Consider the following 20,947-nt stretch of genomic DNA (forward strand, 5'->3'; position numbering starts at 1 on the left):
CGACCGCACCACACCGGATCGGGGGACACGGTGCCATCGACCATGCGTACGGACACACCGGCCGACGCGTCGGAACAGGCGATGACGGCCCGCAAGGGCGGGGCGCCACCACCCGATCTGGAACTTCTCGTCCACGGAGTGGGGGGCACCACCCCCGAGGAGATGCTGGGCGATCCGCGCACCAGCCTGGTCACCGGCGACGAGACCGCGGCGGTCTACCGCAGGGCGGACGACATCGACGCCGAGCAGCGCCCGCCGGAGGACCGCGAGGGTCCGGACCGCGACGGCCCGATCCGTGAGGCGTACGTCTGGTGCAACCTCACCTCGGGGAACAGCTCCCGCGCCCTGTGGCTGCTTTTACTGCCGTTCATGGTCGCCAACCTCGCCCACTGGATGCGGCCCCCGGCCGACCGGCGTGAGCGGACCGTGCGCACCTACGGCCTGCTCGTCCGGCTCGTGGCGCTCACCCTGACCGTGCTGCTGATCGCCGGGGCCTGCGAGGTGGCCCTGGACCTGGTCGCCTGGCAGTGCGCCGGTTCGGCCGACTGCGCCGGGGGCAAGTCCTGGCTCGGCTTCCTGTCCCCGGAGAACCACGGCTGGTGGAGCCAGCCCGGCCGCAGGCTCGCGCTCGCCGCGGTGCTGCCCGGCGCGCTCACCGGGCTGCTGTGGTACCTGTCCAACCGCACCTGGAGCGCGTACGAGGCCTCCCCGCCGCTGGAGCGTCCCGTCGACGAGTCCGCTCCCGAGGCGGGCAACCGCCCCGCGCTGTGCCTGCCCGGCTTCTGGTACGGCCGCAGGATCGTCGCCCGGCTGCGCGCGGCGCACACCGCCGCGGGTTTCCTCACCATCGCGGCGGGCCTGACCCTGCCCACCACCACCTACGACCGCGAACCGGGCGGCAGCGGGCTTCAGGACACCGCGGGCTGGGCACTGCTGACGTTGCTCTGCGCGGGCGCGGTCACGGTGGTGGCCGTGGTGTGCTACCGCGGCCGCAGCGAGTCCAAGGTCGACGGGGACCTGGATCGCCTCACCATCACCGCGCTGCCCGGCGCGGCCCTCGCGGTACTGGCGCTCTCCGTCCTGTACGCCGGCTGGTCCCGCCCCGGCTGGGTCTCCACCGACCAGCTGCCGGGCAACGAGGCGTTCTGCGCCATCGCCATCGGGGAGGGCGCGCTGATCGTGACCATGGCGGTGTGCGCCCTGGTCCTGCACCGGGCCGCGCCCGGCCGCACCCCGCTGTACGGGCTCGCCGGGCCCGCCGTAGCCGTGCTCGCCTGCGGCCTCGGCGCGGTGCTCGCCGGTGGTGTCGCCCAGCGCTTCGCCGACTGGCTGGACGGCGGTGGCACCCCGGGGGAGGGGCCGGGGACAGCGCCGCCGGTGCTGCTGACCTGGCTGGCCACGGCCATCCCCGCGCTGCTGCTGGTCCTGGTCGTCCTGCTGGTGATCTTCACCGTAAGGGTGTGGCGGGTGCGCAACCGGCTGCTGCCGACCATCATGGACGGCTATCCGGGGGAGCGGCCCGACGCCGTACGCACCCGGCGGATAGCGGGCACCATCGCCCGCGCGGGCCTCACCGACTCCGCCCCCTGGATCGTCGGCCCCGTCGCGCTGCTGACCCTGCTGTTCGGCGCCCTGGCCGTCACCGCGGCCTGGGTCACCGACGAGGTGCCGGGGCGGGCCGCCGACGGCGCGCCCGGGGTCGTGGACGCCGCCGCCCAGACGGCGCAGGCGCTGGGCTCCTGGCTGATGGGGCTGGCCTTCCTGATGCTGGTCACGTTCGCCCGCCGCGCCTACCGCAGCCCCTCCGCCCGCCGCACCATCGGCATCCTGTGGGACGTGGGCACCTTCTGGCCGCGCGCCGCCCACCCCTTCGCGCCGCCGTGCTACGCCGAGCGGGCGGTGCCCGATCTCACCTGGCGGATGGAGACCTGGACCCGCCGGCACGGCGGCCGGCTGGTCATCTCCGGCCACTCCCAGGGCAGTGTGCTGGCCGCCGCCGCGGTCTGGCAGGTGGACCACCGCACCCGCGGCCAGGTCGCGCTGCTCACCTACGGCTCACCGCTGGAGCGGCTCTACGGGCGCTGGTTCCCCGCCTACTTCGGGCCCACCCAGCTGCTCTCGCTCCACGGCGAGGTGCGCTGCTGGCGCAATCTGTGGCGCTACACCGACCCGATCGGCGGCCCCATCAAGCTGCCCGACGGCAGCGGGCCCGAGGTCGACTGCGACGCGCTCAAGGACCCGCTGGCCTACGGCCGTACGACCGAACACCCGCTGCCCGCGCCGATCCTGGGGCACGGCGACTACCAGGCCGACCCCGTCTTCGACCGGGAGCGAGCCGGGCTGCTGGCCCGGCTCCCGGAGCAGACGCCGCCACCGGCGGCGGAGGAGGCAGCCGGTCAGATGAGCTCCGGCAGATCCTCGGGGTAGAGGAGCGTGAGGTCGTCCGTGGTCGGGTCGCTCAGCTGGGCGACCCGGCCCGCGTGCCGCTCCACCATCGCCTCGAAGGTCTGCCGCGCGGTGCGGCCGTTGCCGAACGCCGGGCCCTTGGGGAGCGCCGTGAAGTACTTCAGCAGCCCCTCCGACGCCCCGTCGCCGATCCGGTACTCATGCTCCTCGGCCTGCTGCTCCACGATCCGCAGCAGCTCCTCCGGGCTGTAGTCGCCGAAGGTGATGGTGCGGGAGAAACGGGAGGCCACACCGGGGTTGACCGACAGGAAACGCTCCATCTCCGCCGTGTACCCCGCGACGATGACCACGACCGACTCCCTGTGGTCCTCCATCAGCTTGACCAGGGTGTCTATGGCTTCGCGGCCGAAGTCCCGGCCGGAGTCCTCCGGGGAGAGGGCGTACGCCTCGTCGATGAACAGCACCCCGCCGCGCGCCCGGTCGAACGCCTCCTGGGTGCGGATGGCCGTGGAGCCGATGTGCTCGCCGACCAGGTCCACCCGGGAGACCTCCACCAGATGGCCGCGCTCCAGCACCCCGAGGGAGGCCAGGATCTCCCCGTAGAGCCGGGCGACCGTCGTCTTACCGGTGCCGGGGGAGCCGGTGAAGACCAGATGGCGGCGGACGGAGGCGGCCTTGAGCCCGGCCTCCCGACGCCGCCGGCCCACCTCGATCATGTCGGTGAGGGCCCGCACCTCGCGCTTGACGCTCTCCAGCCCGACCAGCGCGTCCAGTTCGCCCAGCACGGCCGTGGACGGGCGGACGGCGACCGGGGGCTCGGCGGCGGGCGCGGAGGTCTGGGCGGCGCGCTGTGCCGGGACGCCGCCCAGCAGCCCGCCCGTCGAGGCGGTCTCCACGGCGGGCGCGGTGACCTGGGGCTGGGTGGGGGAGCCCAGCGCCGTGGTGGCGCTCTCGTCGCTGGTGCAGTCCTCGACGATCGGCCCCGCCTCGGAGAACTCGTAGCCCCCGCGCGCGCACCGCTCGGTACGGCACCGGGTCAGAGTGGTGCGGCAGCCGTCGATGATGTGGAAGCCATAGCCCCCGCTGCCGGTCACCCGGCAGCCGGTGAACGTGCCGCGGCCCTCGGCGGAGACATAGAAACCGGCCTCCGTCGGCCCGGAGACCGTGGTGCGCTCGACCGTCGGATCGGCGCCCTTGGTGACGATCACTCCGGTGGCCGCGCCGTCTATGGTGCAGTTGGCGAGCGTGCCGCCGCTGCCGTGGTCGCGGAACCACGCCCCGGTGGCCGCCTCCCGGATGCGGCAGTCGTCCAGCTGGACGATGGCCCCGTCGCTGACCGAGACCGCGGTGGAGCGCACCTGGGACAGATCGCTGTCGACCACATCGACCCGCGACCCCCGGTCCAGGACGAACAGCGCGTCCGGCACCTCGCGCACCCGGCACGAGTCGAGCACGGCGGTCGCCCCGTCGCTCACCCACACCGCCGGATAGTCGCCGGTGCTCTCGTGCAACTCGCACTGGTTGGCGTCCACCCGGGTGCCCGGGTCCCACACCGACAGGCCGTTGCGCCCGAACCGGCGCACCGTGGAGCGGGTCAGGGTCAGCACCGAACGCGACCTCAGGTCGATCGCGTTCTCCGGGATGTCATGGATCTCGCAGTCGGCGAGCGTGAGCACCGCGTCCGTGTCCAGGTTGACCCCGTCGGTCGTCGTACGGTGCACCCGGCAGTCGGTCAGATGCCCGGTCGCGCGCCCGGAGACCTGCACCCCGGCGCCCCGGATCTCGTACACCTCACAGCCCACGGCCTCCAGCGACGAGCCCTCGCCGGTCAGCGAGAAGCCCGCCCCGGACGCGTGGTGCACCCGGCAGCGGTCCAGGCGCGGGCGGGCGCCGCCGCGCACCGCCACCCCGGACTGCCCGGCGGCCACCACCTCGCACTCCTCGAACACCCCGCCCGCGCCGTCCAGCACGCTGAGCCCGACGCCCGCGGGGTTGTCCACGGTGCAGCGCCGCACGGTCGGGCGGGCGCCGCCGCGCACCTCGATGCCGACCGCCGATCGCGTGGCCACCCGTACGTCCGTCAGCTCCGGGGTGGCGTCCTCGATCAGCAGCGCGGGGGCGGCCGAGTCCTGGCCCTCGACATGCAGATCCTGGACCACGGCGGAGGCCCGTATCGTCAGCGCGACTCCGTCCACCGGCGCGATCCGCACCGAACCGCGTGCCGAGCCCTCGGGCCCGCGCAGGGTGACGGCCCGGCCCACCACCAGATTCTCGCGGTAGGTGCCGGGCGAGATGGAGAGCACGTCACCGTCCCCGGCGGCCTCCAGGGCCGCCGTGAGGGAGGCGTACTCTCCGGTGCGGCGCCGCCACCGCGACGTTCCGCTGTGCGTCACCTGGACGACCGAGCCCTGTGCCATGGTGCTGCTGTGCCCCCACCTCGTGCGTTGCCGGTGTGCGCGCCTGACCGCCGCTGCTGACTGCCGCTGCGCATATGGAAGGCCCCACCGTAGCGTGCGCGAGGCGCCATGAGTTGACGTGGCTGTGGAGCACGGGAGGAGTTGTGTGTTCGTATGACAACTCCCGGCCTGGCGTTGCCCGCTCGCACCGGTCAGCTGTCGGCGTCCGCCCGTCCCCAGTCCTGACCGGCCCGCTCCCAGGCGATGCCCCACTGTGTGTAGCGCCGGCGCATGAGCCGCCATACGACCAGCCGCCGGGCGCCGTCCACCAGGACCACCGTCACCCCGGCCGCGCCGATCCCGGCCAGCACGGCGTGGGTGGCGGCCGTCGCGGTGTCCAGCGGGCGGCCCATCGGGCGGCCGTGGTCATCGGTCCAGACCCGGAACCGTTCACCGGGATCCGCGCCGGGGTGAGCGCCCAGCGTGCCCTCGTGTCTGCTGCCGTCCGGCCCCGTCCAGCGGGCGAGGACGCGGCGATGGGCGTCTCTCGCGGAAGCGGTCTCGGGATCGGAGTCGATGGGTGGATGCGGCAGCACCTTCACCACGGTGGCCGAGAGCAGATGACGCTCGGCGCGCTGCTTCTGCGCGGCCTTCACCAGTGCCCCGTGTGCCAGGGACCCCGACGTCCAGCCGACGGCGGGGGCGACGAGCAGGATGAGCACCGCGGCGATCAGCGCCGCGCACGCCTCCATCACATCCGTCTTACGGCGCAGCGGGTTGCGCCGCCAGCGCCACAACCCCCAGATCATTCGCATGGATCACATACCCCCTTCCCCATTCGTGAGTACCGCATGGCGGGCCGGATATGCGCGTTATTCGGTGGAGAGAGAGCAATATCACGGGGCCAGCCCTTTCGCCGTTCCGGCGGGCCGTCGGCGGTGCAGGGGGACACACCAGATCAGCCGGGTGCCGCCCGCCTCGGGCGCCTCGATGTCCAAAGTGCCGCCCAGGAGTTCGGCCCGGGACCGCATATTGATCAGTCCTCCGCTGGGGGCGGCGCCCCCGGTGCCCACCCCGTTGTCCGTGACCTCCAGGGTGATGTCGGCGCCGACGGTCAGTCGCACCTCCACCCGCTGGGCATGGGCGTGCCGCACGGTGTTGCTGAGCGCCTCGGCCAGCACCGCCAGCACATGGTCGCCGGTCTCGTCCGGCACATCGGTGTCCACCGGGCCGTCCATCAGCAGCGACGGGGCGAAGCCCAGGGTGTCCGAGGCCGAGCGGACGGCGTTGACCAGCCGGCGCCGCAGCGTGGCGGGTTCGCCGCCGTCGTCCCCGACCGTGCGCAGGGCGAAGATCGTGGAGCGGATGATCTTGATGGTCTCGTCCAGGTCGTCGACGGCCCGCCCCACCCGTTCCGCCGCCTCCGGGCGCTCGATCAGCCGGCCCGCGCTCTGCAGGGTGAGCCCGGTCGCGAAGAGCCGCTGAATGGCCAGATCGTGAAGGTCCCGGGCGATCCGGTCCCGGTCCTGGAGCAGCGCCATGTGCTCGGACTCGGCGCGGTGCCGGGCCAGTTCCAGGGCCAGGGCCGCCTGCGCCGCGAACCCCGAGAGCAGCTCCACCTCATGGTCGTCGAACGGCTGCCGCCCGGCCAGCCGGCACAGCCGCAGCGCACCGGAGGCCCGCTCGCCCGCGACCAGCGGTACGGCCACCACCGGGCCGAACTCGCCCTCCGGAGCCGGCAGCGGCCAGGACCGGGCCCGCGAGTCCACCCGTACGTCCGAGGCGACCGCGGGGCGCCCGGTGCGGGCCGCGAGCCCGGCCAGCGAGCCGTCGGACGGCACCACGAGCCCGCCGATGAGCTCGGCGTCATGCCCCTCGGCCACCTCAACCATCAGCGAGTCCGCACCGGTGGCCGGCAGCAGGATCGCCGCCGAGTCGGCGAGTGCCACCTGGAGGGCGAGCCGGGCGATCAGACTCAGCACCTCGCCCGCCGAGGTGCCCGCCAGCAGCGTACGGGTGATGACGCCGAGCGCTTCCAGCCACTGCTCGCGGCGCCGGCTCTCGTGGTACAGCCGGGCGTTGTCGATGGCCACCCCGGCGGCGACCGACAAGGTGGTCAGCACCGCCTCGTCATCGGCGTCGAACTGGGCGCCGCCGCGCTTCTCGGTCAGGTAGAGGTTCCCGAAGACCTCGTCACGGACCCGGATCGGCACGCCCAGGAACGAGCGCATCGGCGGATGGTGCTCGGGGAAGCCGTAGCTGGCCGGATGCTCCGACAGATCGGTGAGCCGCAGCGGCTGGGGGTGGCGGATCAGCTCGCCGAGCAGCCCATGGCCACTGGGCAACGGGCCGATGCGGTGCGCCTGTTCCCCGGACATGCCCACCGGCAGGAACTGCGAGAGCCGATGCCGGTCGACCACGCCCAGCGCGCCGTACTCCGCGTCGGCCAGCACCACCGCGGACTCCACGATCCGGCGCAGCACCTGCTCCAGGTCCAGCTCGCGGCCCACGCTGAGCACGGCCTCCAGAAGGCTGTGCATCCGGTCCTGGGTGGACCGGGCCGCGTCCAGCCGCGCCTGGAGCTCGTCGAGGAGCTGGTCGAGCCGGAGTTGGGGGAGGGCCGGATGGCGTCCCTGATCCACACTGCCCGACACCTGGCCTCCATCCCCCCATGACCCTCTCACCAGCAGGGTAGCCGGGGCGGGGGCCGGTGGTGGTGGGGATGGAAGGAACTCGGCCAGGGTCGGGAGGCCGCTGGGGGGCCGGTGCCTAGGAAACCGGCACCACGGCGACCGGGCACTTGGCGTGATGCAGTACGGCGTGGTTGACAAGGCCCAGTTGCATGCCGAAGTGCCCCTGCCGCCGCCGGGCCCCCACCACCAGCAGATCCGCGTGCGCGGAGGCGTCCAGCAGCGCCTTGCGCGCCGGGCCCTCGACCGGGCGGTGGGCCACCGGCACCGGCGGCAGCCCGGCCGCCGTGGCGCCGCCCAGCGTCTCGTCCAGGAGCTCGGCGGCGCGCCACTCGTGCGCCTCACGCGCGCTTTGCGTCTCACGTGTCCTGTGTGTCTCACGCGTTTCCCGCGTCTCACGCGCCCCCTGCTCCTCGTGCGCGCCGTGGTTCCCGCGCCCGCCGTGGTTCCCGGGCCTCGCGTGATTCCCGGGCCTCGTGTGGTCCTCCGGGCCCGCGCAGCGCCAGGCGTGCACGGCCTCCAGCTCACCGCCGCGCAGCCGCGCCTCGCGGAGGGCGAACGCGACGGCGGCGGAGGGCGGCGCGGGCTCCTGCTCTCCGGGGCGCTCGCGCTCGGCGATCCCCACCACCACCCGGTTCATCCCGCCGCGCACGTTCTCCGGGCGGCCGCGCACCACGACCACCGGGCACTGGGCGCGGGCCGCGATGCCCAGTCCGACCGAGCCGAGCAGCAGCGAGGCGAACTCGCCGCGGCCACGCGAGCCGACCACCAGCGCCTCGGCGCTCTTCCCGGCGCGCAGCAGGGCGGTCACCGCGTCGTCCGCCGCCAGGTCGGTCATCACCTTCAGGGCCGGCACCCGCCGCCCGGCCCGCTCGGCCGCCGTGGCCAGCACCGCCTCGCTGTGGAGCCGCTCGGCGGGGCGGTCGGCGGCCGTTCCGGGGATGTAGCCCTCGTACCGCTCCCACAGCGAGGCGTGGACGACGCGCAGCGGCAACCCGCGGCGCCCGGCCATCTCGGCCGCCCAGTCCAGTGCGTCCGAGGCGGCGTCCGAACCGTCGACCCCGACCACCACGGGAACCTCCACCGTGCCCACCGCCTCTCCTGCCGGCACTCGGGAATGTCCCTTCCCATTGTTCCGCCGAAGCGGTCGCCGAGGGAATCCGGCGGCTCACTCAGCGCAGCCGCATGGCCAGCGTCACCACGGCGCCCACCGCCCCCGCGCTGATCGCCAGCCGGTCGGTGACCAGCTGGGTCAGCCACAGTCCGCGGCCGCTGGTCGCGCCGTCCAGCCCTGGCAGGATCCGCGGGATGACGTCCTCGGAGAAGCCGGGCCCGGAGTCGCTGATCCGGCACTCCAGCTCGTCGCCGATCCGCCGCAGCAGCAGGGATCCGGTGCCGCCCGCGTGCTCGATGGCGTTGTTGGCGATCTCGTCCACGGCCAGCACGAAATCCCCGCGGCGGGTCTCGCTGAGCCCGGCCCAGGCCGCGCACTCCTCGACCTGCACCCGCAGCCGGGGCAGCTCGTCGGCGGTGAAATGACGGTGGAGCAGGTGTTCTCCGGCTCGATCGGCGGACCGACGACGAGGGTCGGCTAGCACCAGTGCCTCCCGTTTGGTGACGAGTACGAGCGACAACACAGGGTCGGTGAAGCAGCCGAGGGTACGGGGAGCGGGGTCTCATCGGGCACAACGACCGCGAATGACGTGTCATATCGGAAACGTGACCGGAAATGGGTAAGGGTGAAGCGATAGCCGATCGACGGTGTATCGCTTTGGATCGACTGCCTCTCGTGCGCACAGGTCGTACGCACAGTGACCGCCGAGGGGCGAGGGGGGAGAGGAGACGGCAGAGTGAGGTCATGATGGGACTGCTGAGCGCGCTGAAGACCGAACACCGTGAGCGGCTGATGGCGCTCGCCCACGATGTGTCCTTCCCCTCGGGCGGCCGCATCTTCGAGGAAGGCCGTAAGGCCGACCGTTTCTGGATCATCCGCACCGGCGCGGTCACCCTCGATCTGCATGTCCCGGGGCGGCGGGCCGCGGTGATCGAGACCCTCGGCCCCGGAGAGCTCATCGGCTGGTCCTGGCTCTTCCCGCCGGACACCTGGCACCTGGGCGCGGAGGCGCTCAGCCCGGTGCGGGCGCACGAGTTCAACGCCGAGGCGGTGCGCCGGCTGTGCGACGAGGACCCGGAGCTCGGCTATGCCCTCGCGCTGGCCTGCGCCCAGGTGATCGGGCGCCGGCTGCAGAGCGCCCGCACCCGGCTGCTGGATCTGTACGGGCCCTACGCGGGCGGCATCTCGCCATGACCGGGCCGGAGGTGTGGCGGGCGGCCCGAGGGCCGAATGGCCCCTTACGCTTCCCCGCGCCAGACCGTAAAGCTGGGCAGCCGGATCGCGACCGGCGACCCGCGCGCCATGGAGGAGAGGCCGTGCCCCAGACAGCCGACCCCGACGGCCCCATCGGGGTCTTTCTGCTCGACGACCACGAGGTGGTGCGGCGCGGACTGCGTGATCTGCTCGACGCCGAATCCGATCTGAAGGTGGTCGGCGAGGCGGCCAACGCCCGCGAGGCCATCGCCCGCGCCCCCGCCGTACGGCCACACGTCGCGGTGCTCGACGTACGGCTCGGCTCCTCGGGCGAGGGCGGGGACCACGAAGGGATCGAGGTCTGCCGGGAGTTGCGGGCCCGGCTCCCCGACCTCGCCTGTCTGATGCTGACGTCCTTCGACGACGACGAGGCGCTGTTCGACGCCATCATGGCCGGGGCCGCGGGCTATGTGCTCAAGCAGATCAACGGGTCCGACCTGGTGTCGGCGGTACGTACCGTGGCCGACGGCCGCTCCATGCTCGACCCCGGCGCCACCTCCCGGGTGATGGCCCGGCTGCGCGGCCCCGCGCCCAGCGGGCCCGTGGAACTGGAGAAGCTGTCCCCGCGGGAGCGGGAGATCCTCCAGCTCATCGGCGACGGCTTGACCAACCGGCAGATCGCCGAGCGGCTGTTCCTGGCCGAGAAGACCGTCAAGAACCGCATCTCCTCGATCCTGTCCAAGCTGGGCGTGGGCCGGCGGATCCAGGCCGCGGTGATCGCCGAGCGGATCAAGGAGCGCGAAGCGGGTCAGTGAGCCCGTGGGCGACGCCCGGTGCGGGCGTCCGGATGACGCCCTTACGGTGGCCGCCACGGTGGCCGCGTGCGTTTCGCGTGGAGCGCGAGACCGGTCCCCTTCCGGCCCCGCGCCCCACGCCGAACGGGGCGGGACCGGTCGACATGCTCATCACCGCAGTGGAGTGAGAGCCCGGCTGCCCACCCCCGGTGGTGGAGATGGCTCGCGGAACTGCTCGGTCCAGCATCGCGGTGCGCCCCGCCGCCGGGGAGGGGCCGAACGGCCCACATAAATCGGGCGCGGACAGCCCTCACAACGAATCAGGGGCCGGACGGGGATACCCCATCCGGCCCGGACCTTCCCACGACCGGGCACGCCCGGTCGCATCACCTCCCGACGTGTGTCAGTAGCCGCCTCCCGGCTGCGGCGCCCGGCCGCCCGGGTACTGCTGACGCCCGTAAGGGTCGTCGTACGGAGAAGGCGCGGGCGCGGGCGCGGCCGGGCGGGGCGCGACCGGGCGCGTCATGGCCGGGCGCATCGCCTCGTACCCCATCGGCGAGGCCGGCGCGGGGCGCTGCATCTGCTGGGCGCCCGGGTAGCCCCGCGGTCCCGTCGGCTGCGGCGGGATGTAGGGCGAGTGCGCCTGCTGCAGGCCGGTGGGCTGCGGCGCGTGCTGCTGGTACCCCTGGTGCATGGGCTGCGGGGAGGGGGCGGCCGGCAGCGCGGGCAGCGCCGAGGGCAGCGCCGGAAGATGACTTCCGGTGTCATAGGCCGACGGCACCCTGATGGGCGCGATCTGCGGTGTCCCCCGCTCGGCGACAAGACTGTCGTAGATGGGGGTGTCCGGGAAGGACGGCGAGGAGTAGTAGCCGCCACCGTAAGTGCTGCGGGGGGAGGTCATAGACCATAAGTTAAGCCCACCATGTGCTGATTGGGGAGTCCGGTAGGAGGGTTGTTTTCAGTGTTCGGAGTGGCCGCGGATCCCCAATCCGAGCGAACCCGGGAAAATCGGTCGTCAGGGTACGTTGAGATCGTGTAAAGAGCGCGTTTTCAGCGGGTAGCCACCCGTCGTCCGCGCTGTGCGGCCGAGCGGCCCGATCTGAGCGAACAGAAAGGCAGGGGGACGGAAATGGCGATGCGCAAGGGCGGTAACACGCCAGTACCGGCTGAAGCGGTGCGGATCGAGCTCGGCTGGCGCGCCGGACCGGGGGCACCGGACGTGGACGCCTCGGCGCTGCTGCTGGTGTCCGGAAAGGTCAGGTCCGACGGGGACTTCGTGTTCTACAACCAGGCGGCGCACTCCTCCGGCGCGGTGCGCCACGAGGGGAAGCGGACCGCGGGTGACACCGTGACCGACACCCTTACGGTGGACCTCGCCCGGGTCGAGCCCGCCGTCGACACCGTGGTCCTCGCGGCCTCGGCCGATGGCGGAACGTTCGGCCAGATCCCCGGTCTGAACATCCGGGTGCTGAACGCGGCGGGCGGCGCGGAGATCGCCCGCTTCGACAGCGAGGACGCCACGGTCGAGACCGCCTTCGTCCTCGGCGAGCTGTACCGCAGGCAGGGCGCCTGGAAGTTCCGCGCGGTGGGCCAGGGGTACCAGAGCGGTCTTGCGGGGCTCGCCACGGACTTCGGCATCTCGGTCGACGAGCCGCAGCAGGCGCCGGCTCAGCCCGCCGCCCCGGCTCCGGCCCCCGCCGCCCCGCCGAACGCCGGGCAGAACCCGTACGCGACGCAGAACCCGTACGCGGCCCCCGCGCCGCCGTCCGGCCCGCCCGCCGGGGCGTACCCGCCTCCGACGCCCACGGCCGTCTCCACGCCCCTGCCGCCGCCCCCGCCCACCGCACCGGCCGCCCCGGCTCCCACGCCCGCCGCGGCGCCGGTGAGCCTCAGCAAGGTCACCCTGACAAAGGAGGCGCCCTCCGTCTCGCTCACCAAGCAGGGCGGCACCTCCGGCACCATGCGGATCAACCTCAACTGGCAGGTCCACAAGCAGTTCTCGGGGTGGGCCTCCAAGCTGGGCCGGGCCATGGCCATGCACAACGACCTCGATCTCGACCTGGGGGCGCTGTTCGAACTCGCCGACGGCAGCAAGGGCGTGGTCCAGGCGCTCGGCAACTCCTTCGGCTCGCTGCACCAGCCGCCCTTCATCCACCTGGACGGCGACGACCGGACCGGTGCCCGGGCGGCCGGTGAGAACCTCACCATCAACCTCGACCACCAGAAGCTGTTCCGCCGGATCCTGATCTTCGTGACCATCTACGAGGGCGCCCGCAGCTTCGCCAACCTTCACGCCACGGTCACCCTGCAGCCGCAGTTCGGCGCCCCGATCGACTTCTCGCTCGACGAGTGCACCGTCCCGTCCCCGGTCTGCGCGCTCGCGCTCATCGCCAACACCGGTGGCGAGCTCGTCGTGCAGCGCGAGGCCCGCTATCTGGTGCCGCAGCGCGGCACCAGCCCGCAGCGCACCCTCGACCACGCCTACGGCTGGGGCATGAACTGGACCCCCGGCCGCAAGTGAAACCACGGTGTACGGGGCGCGGCCGTCAGGGCGCGGCGCTGGGGCGGGCGTAGGTGCGCCCCTTCCAGGCCGCGCCCTGCCCCAGGTGGTGCCGCACCGCCGAGTCCACGGTCATCAGCAGATAGAGAAGGGCCGTCAGGGGCAGCAGCGGCGCCAGCCACAGCGTCTGCCGGTAGTAGCGCAGCATCGGGATGTAGCTGCCCGCCATCAGCGCCCAGGCGGCGGCGCCCAGCGCCGACGGCCCGGGACGCCCCGTCAGCACCCCGGCGACCACGGCCGCGGGCGGCACGAGATACACCACCGTCAGCCCCGCGACCGTCATCAGCAACACCAGCGGGTTGTGGCGCAGCTGGGTGTACGCGCTGCGCGAGACCATCCGCCACAGCTCGCCCAGCCGCGGATACGGCCGCACGCTGTCGACCCGGTCGGCCAGCCCCAGCCAGATCCGTCCGCCGGACCGTTTCACCGCGCGGGACAGCGCCACGTCGTCGATGACCGCCTGCCGGATCGCCTCCGGGACTCCGGCCCGCTCGGCCGCCTCCCGGCGCAGCAGCACACAGCCGCCCGCGGCCGCCGCGGTGCGCCCCTGGGGCCGGTTGACCCACCGAAAGGGGTACAGCTGCGCGAAGAAGTAGACAAAGGCGGGCACGATCAGCCGCTCCCAGTAGGTCACCACCCGCAGCCGGGCCATCTGGGAGACCAGATCCAGCCCGTTCGCCTCGGCCGCGCGCACCAACTCCCGCAGGGAGTCCGGCTCATGGGCGATATCCGCGTCCGTCAGCAGCAGGTAGTCCACACCGCCGTCGTCCTTACGGTCCGCGTCCCGGCCGTCCGCGTCCTTACGGTCCGCACCGTCCAAGTCCCTACGGTCCGCGGCGAGGCGGGTCGTGGCGAGCGCCATGCCGTGCCGCACCGCCCACAGCTTGCCGGTCCAGCCGGGGCCCGGCTCGCCGGGGGAATCGACGGTCAGCGGCAGCCCGCCGTGTTCTTCGGCCAGTTCACGGGCCAGCTTTCCGGTGCCGTCCGAGCTGCCGTCGTCGATCAGGAAGATCTCCGCCGGCCCCGGATAGTCCTGGGCGAGCAGCGAGGGCAGGCTGGCGGGAAGCACGGCGGACTCGTCGCGGGCGGGCACCACGACGGCCACCGAGGGCCACACCGCGGGTTCCGGTGGCCCGAACCCGTCCGGCTCCGGTGGCCCGAACCCGTCCGGCTCCGGCGGCCCCGAGCCGTCCGGGCCGGTCCGGGGCAGCCGTACGTCCGTACGCCAGAAGAAGCCCTGGCCGAGCAGCAGCCACAGCCATGCGGCCAACGACCCGGCGGCGATCCACATCAGCGCGCTCACCCGCCGAAGTCTGCCCGAAGGTGCGCCCGGCCGCCGGGCGCACCGGACCGATCCATTAAAGTGACCGGGTGAAGATCGCGCTTATGGACTCCGGAATCGGACTGTTGCCCACCGCCGCCGCGATGCGCCGACTGCGACCGGACGCCGATCTCGTCCTCTCCTCCGACCCCGCCACCATGCCGTGGGGCCCGCGCACCCCCGAGAACGTCACCGAGCTGGCCCTGGGCTGCGCCCGGGCCGCCGCCGCACACCGCCCCGACGCGCTGATCGTCGCCTGCAACACCGCCTCCGTCCACTCCCTGCCCGCGCTGCGCGCCGAGCTTGAGCCCGGATTGCCGATCGTCGGCACCGTGCCCGCCATCAAGCCCGCGGCGGCCGGGGGAGGGCCGATCGCGATCTGGGCCACCCCGGCCACCACCGGCAGCCGGTACCAGCGCGGACTGATCCGTGACTTCGCGGACGGCGTCGAGGTGACCGAGGTGCCGTGCCCGGGGCTCGCGGACGCGGTGCAGCACGCCGACGACGAGGGGATCGACGCCGCGGTGGCCGCCGCGGCGGCCCGCACCCCGCGCGATGTCACGACCGTCGTCCTGGGCTGCACCCATTACGAACTGGTCGCCGACCGCATCCGGACCGCCGTACAGCGGCCTGACGCGCCGCCGATCGTCCTCCATGGCTCGGCCGGGGCCGTCGCCGCCCAGGCCCTGCGCCGGATCGGCGCCGACCCCTTCCCGCCGGACGGCCCGGTCGCCCCGGGTGGTCTGACCGTCATCCTCAGCGGGGACGAGGCCACGCTGCCGGAGGTCGCCCTGACCTACGCCGAAGGCGTGCTGCTGGCACCCGTCGCCCCGACGCGCGCTTGACAGCGGTGCCTCCTGCGGTGAGCTGACCGAAACGCTCCTCACCAGCGGATTCACCCGCCCCGCTGCCGTGGTGCCGGAAGGTGAGTACGCTGCCAAGCATGAGGCACCACGACCACGGAGAGCCGAGCGCCCACGGGCAGCCGCCCGCGGTCTGGATCGGACGCGCACACAATCGCGGGCAGTGGCTGCTGGCCGTGGCGGGCGCCGCGTGCCTGGCGCTCGGTGTCGACCTCGCCGTCGACTCGCCCTGGGGCTCGGGCATCGCCCCGCTCCTGATGGCCGTCATCGGCTGCGTCGCCGCCGGACTGCTGATGCTCTTCGGCACCCTCGCCTTCGTCCATGTGGCGGTACGGGTCGACGACGAGGTGCTGGAGATCCGCTGCGGCCATATGGGGCTCCCACGGCGCCGCATCCCGCTCAGCGACGTGGTCGACGCCGATGTGGTCCGTAAGGTCACCCCCTGCCAGTGGGGCGGCTGGGGCTACCGCTGGCGCCCCGAGAAGGGCACCGCCGTGGTGGTGCGCCGGGGCGAGGGCGTGGTGGTCCGCCTCGGGGACGGCCGCGTCTTCACGGTCACGGTGGACGACGCGGAGGCGGCGGTCCGGGCCATCCGCGACCGGCTGCGGCTGATCGCGGCCCGCACCTCCCAGGTCTAGCCGATCCCCGTTCCCCTCTTTCGGGGGATGCGTTCCCTTCCGGGGCCTCCTGCGCCCGCTCATGGCACCGCTCCCGGGCCGTCGTCCAGGCGGCGGGCGGTCGCCAGTCCGGCGAGGAGGCCCGCTCCCGCGGTGATCTGGGAGAAGCTGAGGGCGTTGCCCAGACAGGACTCGACGGCCAGGGCCGTGAGGGTCGCGGCCGCCGTAAGGACCACGGGAGTCGGGCGCGGGGAGCGCCACAGGGCATGGAGCATCCAGCCGAAGGCCGCGCCCAGCAGGGCCACCCCCGGCAGCCCCTGACCGGCCGCCTGCTGCAGCGGCGCCGAATGCGGCTTGGCCTCCGGGCCCAGCGGCTGGGCCACCGCGGGGCTCAGCTCGCCGAAGCGGTCCGGGCCCGCGCCGCGCAGCGGATCCGTCCCCTCGATACGGGCGGCGTCCTGCCACAGCCGGATCCGGTGCTCGGTCAGATGGGCGCGCAGGGCGGACGGCAGTCCGCCCGGGACCGAGCCCTTGGCCACCGCCCAGGTGCCGCCGACCGCGACCGCCGCGATCAGCGCGCACGCGGCGAGCGCCGGCAGCCGCCGCGGCCGGGCGGCGATGAGCGAGCACACCAGGACGGCGCCGCTCGCCACCCAGCCGACCGTCGAGCCGCTCACCACGGCCGTGAGCGTGATCGCCGCGGCCGGCAGCCACAGCGCCGGGCGGAGGACCCGCGGGGCGGCCCAGGCCGCGCAGCAGACCGCGCCCGTGGCCAGGGTGAGCTGGGCCGCGCCCGGCCCCTCATGGCCGGTGAGCCCGTACGGCGAGGTACAGGCCAGGCCGAACCCCGCGAGCCCGGCGGCCGCCGCCCCGGCGACCGGCAGCAGCGATCCGGCGATCCGGCCGCAGGCGTACCCGGCGGCCACCGCCAACACCGCCAGCAGGACTCCCTCGGGGCGGGCCGGCCGCCCCATGGCCGCGATCAGCGCCCATACGGCGCAACCGGCCAGGATCAGAACCCCCGTGATATCGGACGCATTCGCGCAGCCGTCGGCCGGTCGGCCGTGGTCCTGCACGACAGGCTCCACCACTGATGACGTCATCCCGCCGACCCCCCGTCGTGACGGGCACCGCGCCGACGCCCTTACGGCCGTCGCGCGAGCCATGACACCCGAAACCGTAGCGCTTGTCGTAAGGAATGTGTATATGGTGCGCAGAAACGATGAGTCGGTGGTGAAACGCCCGCCGTGGAGGGCGCCGTACGGCCGCCGCGCGCGCCCCCATTGCCGCCCGATACCCTCGGCCCATGCCGACCCCCGACTTCATCCGTGACCTCAGGGCCTCCATCGGTCATGAACTGCTCTATCTGCCGGGCGTGAGCGCCGTGGTCTTCGACGACCAGGACCGGGTGCTGCTGGGCCGCCGGGCCGACAACGGCCGCTGGACCATCATCTGCGGCATCCCCGAACCCGGTGAGCAGCCGGCCACGGCGGTGGTCCGCGAGGTCGAGGAGGAGACCGCGGTGCGCTGTGTCCCCGAACGCATCGTGCTCGTACGGACCCTGGCGCCGGTGACCTACCCCAATGACGACAAGTGCCAGTTCGTGGACGTCTGCTTCCGCTGCCGCGCGGTCGGCGGCGAGGCGCGGGTGAACGACGACGAGTCGCTGGACGTCGGCTGGTTCCCGCTCGACGCGCTGCCCGAGATGGAGGACTTCTCCCTGTCCCGGATCAAGCAGGCGATCGAGGACGGCCCGACATGGTTCGAGCCCATCGTCGCGGAGTGAAGTATGTGCCGCCCCCACATCGGTCCGGGCCCGACGGCTGCCTAATGTGCCCCTCATGAGCGCGTCCACCACACCAGGCCCGGACCCACGGCCGTCCGGCGGCCTCGATCTCTCCGGCCGTACCGCACTCGTCACGGGCGCCGCCGGGGGCATCGGCCGGGCCTGCACGCTGCGGCTGGCCACCGCCGGGGCGCGGGTGCGGGCCGTCGACCTGGACGCCGAGGGCCTCACCGACCTCGTCGCCGCGGCCTCCGGACTGCCTGGCCCGGTCGAGGCCCACCGCCTGGACCTCACCGATCTCGACGCCGCCGAGCGGGCCGCCGCGGGCACCGACATCCTGGTCAACAACGCCGGGCTCCAACTCGTCCGGCCCATCGAGGACTTTCCGCCCGAGGTCTTCTCCCGGGTGCTCACCGTGATGCTCGAGGCCCCCTTCCGGCTGGTGCGCGGCGCACTGCCGCACATGTACGCCCAGGGCTGGGGCCGGATCGTGAACGTCTCCTCGGTGCACGGGCTACGCGCCTCCCCGTACAAGTCGGCCTATGTGGCCGCCAAACACGGTCTGGAAGGGCTCTCCAAGGTCGCCGCCCTGGAGGGCGCGGAGCACGGGGTGACCTCCAACTGTGTCAACCCCGGCTATGTGCGCACCCCGCTCGTCGAGCGGCAGATCGCCGACCAGGCCGAGGCCCACGGGATCTCCCCGGAGCGGGTGGTCTCCGAGGTGATGCTGGCCGACGCGGCGGTCAAGCGGCTGGTCGAACCCGAGGAGGTCGCCGAGGCCGTCGCGTACCTCTGCGGCCCGCATACGTCCTTCATCACCGGTGCCTCGCTCAGCATGGACGGCGGATGGACCGCCCACTGAGCGGCCCATCGGATCGGTCGTCGGCCCTCGATGGCCGATTGGCTCAGCCACTGGACCATGAAAGCGGATTGGCCGAGCCACTGGCAGACAGTGGCCGATTGGCTGAGCCACTGGCGGACGGTGGCCGATTGGCTCAGCCACCGGATCGCCTATTGCCCGGCCGCCCCGTCGACAAGGCACCGAGCCGCCTTACGGCTGGCGCCGCCGTGCCCGGCGGGAGTATGCCTGTGCCCATGCCCGACGACCGGCCGGAGAACCCCTACCTGGAACTACTCGCACGCGGCGCGCCCGCCGAGGCGTACGAGCGCCCGGTGCTGCGCGCCCGCGCCGACAAGGCCCCGGCCGACCGGCTGGCGGCCCTGGAGGCCGCCAAGCTGCTCGCCCTGCGGGTGCGCGGTGAGCTGGAGGGGCGACGGCGCCGCGAGGCCGAGCTGTCCGCGCTCTTCGAGACCGCCCACGACCTGGCGGGGCTGCGCGACCTGGACGCGGTGCTCCAGGCCATCGTGCAGCGCGCCCGCTCCCTGCTGGGCACCGAGGTGGCCTATCTGACGCTCAACGACCCGACGGCCGGTGACACCTATATGAGGGTCACCGACGGTTCGGTCTCGGCGCGGTTCCAGCAGCTGCGGCTCGGTATGGGGGAGGGACTGGGCGGTCTGGTGGCCCAGACCGCCCGCCCTTACGTGACCGAGAGCTACTTCCACGATCCTCGTTTCCAGCACACTCACACCATCGACGCGGGCGTCAGGGACGAGGGGCTCGTCGCCATCCTCGGGGTGCCGCTGCTGCTCGGCAGCGGTGTCATCGGGGTGCTGTTCGCGGCCGACCGCCGGGCCCGGGTGTTCGAACGCGAGCAGATCGCGCTGGTCGGCTCGTTCGCCGCCCACGCGGCCGTGGCCATCGACACCGCCCATCTGCTCGCCGAGACCCGTACGGCGCTCGCCGAGCTGGAGGCCGCCAACGAGATCATCCGGGACCGCAGCCGGGTCATCGAGCGCGCCTCAGACGTCCACGACCGGCTCACCGAGCTGGTGCTCCGCGGTGGCGGGGTGCACGACGTGGCCGACGCCGTGGCCGAGGTGCTCAGCGGCTCCGTGGAGTTCCTCGAGGCCGACGAGGCGCCCGCCGCGGCCGTCGACCGGTCCCGGGCCGACGGCCACGCGGTGCGCGACGGCGAGCAGGACTGGGTCGCCGCAGTCTCGGCGGGCGGCGAACTGCTCGGCGCGCTCGTGCTGCGCGGCCACCCCCGGCTCGACCCCGTGGACCAGCGCACCCTGGAGCGCGCGGCGATGGTCACCTCGCTGCTGCAGCTCGCCCGCCGCTCCGCGGGCGAGGCCGAACAGCGGGTGCGCGGCGAGCTCCTGGACGACCTCCTCGACGCCCCCGACCGCGAGCCCCGGCTGCTGCGCGAGCGGGCCGCGCGGCTCCAGGCGGACCTGGACACGCCCCATGTGGTGCTCGCGGCGGGCATCGAGGCCCCAGGCATGGGGGGCACACCCACCACCGGCACCGGCAACACACACGCCACCAGCACCAGCACCAGCACCGGCGCCGCACACGGCGCCACGCACGCAAGCGGGCCCGGAAGCACGTCCAGCACGTCCAGCACGTCCAGCACATCCAGCACCTCCAGTACGTCCGGCGGCGCCCCCGCCGAGGACGCCGCGGGCCGTCGGCGGCTGTGGTCCGCCGCGTCCCACCTGGCGGCCACCCGGCACGGTCTGGCCGCCGCCCGCGACGGCGGCACCGTCCTGCTGCTGCCGCTCGCCGACGGCGACACCGCCGACGCCCTCGCCCGCCGCACCGCCCGGCAGCTGGGCACCGCCGCGCACGCCGCGGTCACCGTGGGCGCCTCCGCGCCCGTTCCCGCGCCCGCCGCGCGGCCCGGGGAGGTCGCCGCGGGCTACGTCGAGGCGCGGCGCTGTCTGGCCGCCCTGCGGACGCTGGGCCGGGCCGGACAGGGCGCCGCCGCCGAGGACTTCGGCTTCCTCGGTCTGCTGCTGGCCGGGACCCGCGAGGGCGCCCCGGACGGCACCGGCGTCCACGACTTCGTGCACCGCACCGTGGGCGCCGTCATCGACTACGACGAGCGGCGAGGCACCGAGCTGATCCGCACGCTCGACGCGTACTTCGCCGGCGGGATGAGCCCGGCCCGTACGAAGGACGCCCTCCACGTGCACGTCAACACGGTGGCGCAGCGGCTGGAGCGGGTCGGGCGGCTGCTCGGCCCCGACTGGCAGTCGCCCGCCCGCTCCCTGGAGATCCAGCTCGCCCTGCGGCTGCACCGCCTGACCTCGGCCATGGGCTGCTCAGCCTCGGCCATGGGCTGCTGAGCCTCGGCCAT

At 73.6% G+C, this 20,947-nt stretch carries 17 protein-coding genes; 9 read left to right on the forward strand and 8 right to left on the reverse strand.

Annotation, left to right across the window (positions count from 1 at the left end; translation table 11 throughout):
* Window positions 1-42: 42 nt before the first annotated feature.
* Window positions 43-2,427, forward strand: coding sequence for a hypothetical protein (locus tag JK364_RS37015; protein WP_372462053.1), 2,385 nt, complete (start codon window positions 43-45; stop codon window positions 2,425-2,427).
* On the opposite strand, the gene JK364_RS37020 is transcribed toward JK364_RS37015, so the two are convergent.
* The 5 genes from JK364_RS37020 to JK364_RS37040 all read right to left on the reverse strand — a co-directional run bounded on the left by JK364_RS37020 (window position 2,397) and on the right by JK364_RS37040 (window position 9,090).
* Window positions 2,397-4,823 carry a right-handed parallel beta-helix repeat-containing protein gene (locus JK364_RS37020; protein WP_201855774.1) on the reverse strand — a complete coding sequence of 809 codons (2,427 nt, stop codon included), beginning with the start codon at window positions 4,821-4,823 and terminating at the stop codon, window positions 2,397-2,399. The genes JK364_RS37015 and JK364_RS37020 overlap by 31 nt on opposite strands.
* Before the next feature lie 191 nt (window positions 4,824-5,014).
* The gene (locus JK364_RS37025) at window positions 5,015-5,617 is read right to left on the reverse strand and encodes an Rv1733c family protein (RefSeq protein ID WP_201855775.1); all 603 of its coding nucleotides are present in this window, start codon (window positions 5,615-5,617) and stop codon (window positions 5,015-5,017) included.
* Between the two features lie 81 nt (window positions 5,618-5,698).
* Entirely contained in the window at window positions 5,699-7,456 is a 1,758-nt protein-coding gene (locus tag JK364_RS37030) for a GAF domain-containing sensor histidine kinase (protein ID WP_201855776.1), read from the reverse strand.
* A gap of 115 nt (window positions 7,457-7,571) precedes the next feature.
* On the reverse strand, window positions 7,572-8,585 hold the full coding sequence (locus tag JK364_RS37035; RefSeq protein ID WP_201855777.1) for a universal stress protein: 1,014 nt from the start codon (window positions 8,583-8,585) through the stop codon (window positions 7,572-7,574).
* A gap of 79 nt (window positions 8,586-8,664) precedes the next feature.
* Window positions 8,665-9,090, reverse strand: a complete 426-nt coding sequence (locus JK364_RS37040) for an ATP-binding protein (protein ID WP_171072568.1) — start codon at window positions 9,088-9,090, stop codon at window positions 8,665-8,667.
* A gap of 260 nt (window positions 9,091-9,350) precedes the next feature.
* Here JK364_RS37040 and JK364_RS37045 point away from each other — a divergent pair, with 260 nt between their 5' ends.
* Together JK364_RS37045 and JK364_RS37050 are read left to right on the forward strand one after the other, a co-directional pair.
* On the forward strand, window positions 9,351-9,800 hold the full coding sequence (locus JK364_RS37045; RefSeq protein ID WP_020873493.1) for a Crp/Fnr family transcriptional regulator: 450 nt from the start codon (window positions 9,351-9,353) through the stop codon (window positions 9,798-9,800).
* Between the two features lie 122 nt (window positions 9,801-9,922).
* Entirely contained in the window at window positions 9,923-10,615 is a 693-nt protein-coding gene (locus JK364_RS37050) for a response regulator (RefSeq protein ID WP_307841483.1), read from the forward strand.
* A 382-nt stretch (window positions 10,616-10,997) separates the two neighbouring features.
* On the opposite strand, the gene JK364_RS37055 is transcribed toward JK364_RS37050, so the two are convergent.
* The gene (locus tag JK364_RS37055; RefSeq protein ID WP_201855778.1) at window positions 10,998-11,495 is read right to left on the reverse strand and encodes a DUF6643 family protein; all 498 of its coding nucleotides are present in this window, start codon (window positions 11,493-11,495) and stop codon (window positions 10,998-11,000) included.
* A 234-nt stretch (window positions 11,496-11,729) separates the two neighbouring features.
* Between JK364_RS37055 and JK364_RS37060 the strand changes: the two genes are divergently transcribed.
* Complete coding sequence (locus JK364_RS37060) at window positions 11,730-13,115, forward strand: TerD family protein (protein WP_201855867.1); 1,386 nt, start codon at window positions 11,730-11,732, stop codon at window positions 13,113-13,115.
* Between the two features lie 25 nt (window positions 13,116-13,140).
* Here JK364_RS37060 and JK364_RS37065 read toward each other — a convergent pair whose 3' ends face one another.
* Window positions 13,141-14,445 (reverse strand): glycosyltransferase, encoded by a 1,305-nt coding sequence (locus JK364_RS37065; RefSeq protein WP_201855868.1) that lies wholly within the window; start codon window positions 14,443-14,445, stop codon window positions 13,141-13,143.
* Between the two features lie 80 nt (window positions 14,446-14,525).
* Here JK364_RS37065 and JK364_RS37070 point away from each other — a divergent pair, with 80 nt between their 5' ends.
* Both JK364_RS37070 and JK364_RS37075 read left to right on the forward strand, forming a co-directional pair.
* A complete protein-coding gene (locus JK364_RS37070) occupies window positions 14,526-15,320 on the forward strand; it encodes a glutamate racemase (RefSeq protein WP_201855779.1) in 795 nt (264 codons plus the stop codon).
* 98 nt (window positions 15,321-15,418) lie between these two features.
* A complete protein-coding gene (locus JK364_RS37075) occupies window positions 15,419-15,976 on the forward strand; it encodes a hypothetical protein (protein WP_201855780.1) in 558 nt (185 codons plus the stop codon).
* A gap of 59 nt (window positions 15,977-16,035) precedes the next feature.
* Here JK364_RS37075 and JK364_RS37080 read toward each other — a convergent pair whose 3' ends face one another.
* Complete coding sequence (locus tag JK364_RS37080; protein ID WP_201855781.1) at window positions 16,036-17,031, reverse strand: O-antigen ligase family protein; 996 nt, start codon at window positions 17,029-17,031, stop codon at window positions 16,036-16,038.
* Between the two features lie 230 nt (window positions 17,032-17,261).
* On the opposite strand from JK364_RS37080, the gene JK364_RS37085 reads away from it, so the two are divergent.
* The 3 genes from JK364_RS37085 to JK364_RS37095 all read left to right on the forward strand — a co-directional run bounded on the left by JK364_RS37085 (window position 17,262) and on the right by JK364_RS37095 (window position 20,936).
* Window positions 17,262-17,741, forward strand: coding sequence for an NUDIX hydrolase (locus tag JK364_RS37085; protein WP_201855782.1), 480 nt, complete (start codon window positions 17,262-17,264; stop codon window positions 17,739-17,741).
* 55 nt (window positions 17,742-17,796) lie between these two features.
* Window positions 17,797-18,603 carry a 3-hydroxybutyrate dehydrogenase gene (locus JK364_RS37090; RefSeq protein ID WP_201855783.1) on the forward strand — a complete coding sequence of 269 codons (807 nt, stop codon included), beginning with the start codon at window positions 17,797-17,799 and terminating at the stop codon, window positions 18,601-18,603.
* A gap of 221 nt (window positions 18,604-18,824) precedes the next feature.
* Window positions 18,825-20,936 carry a helix-turn-helix domain-containing protein gene (locus JK364_RS37095; RefSeq protein WP_201855784.1) on the forward strand — a complete coding sequence of 704 codons (2,112 nt, stop codon included), beginning with the start codon at window positions 18,825-18,827 and terminating at the stop codon, window positions 20,934-20,936.
* Window positions 20,937-20,947: the final 11 nt, after the last annotated feature.

This window comes from Streptomyces endocoffeicus (assembly GCF_016741935.1).
GTDB classification, from domain to species: Bacteria; Actinomycetota; Actinomycetes; order Streptomycetales; family Streptomycetaceae; genus Streptomyces; species Streptomyces endocoffeicus.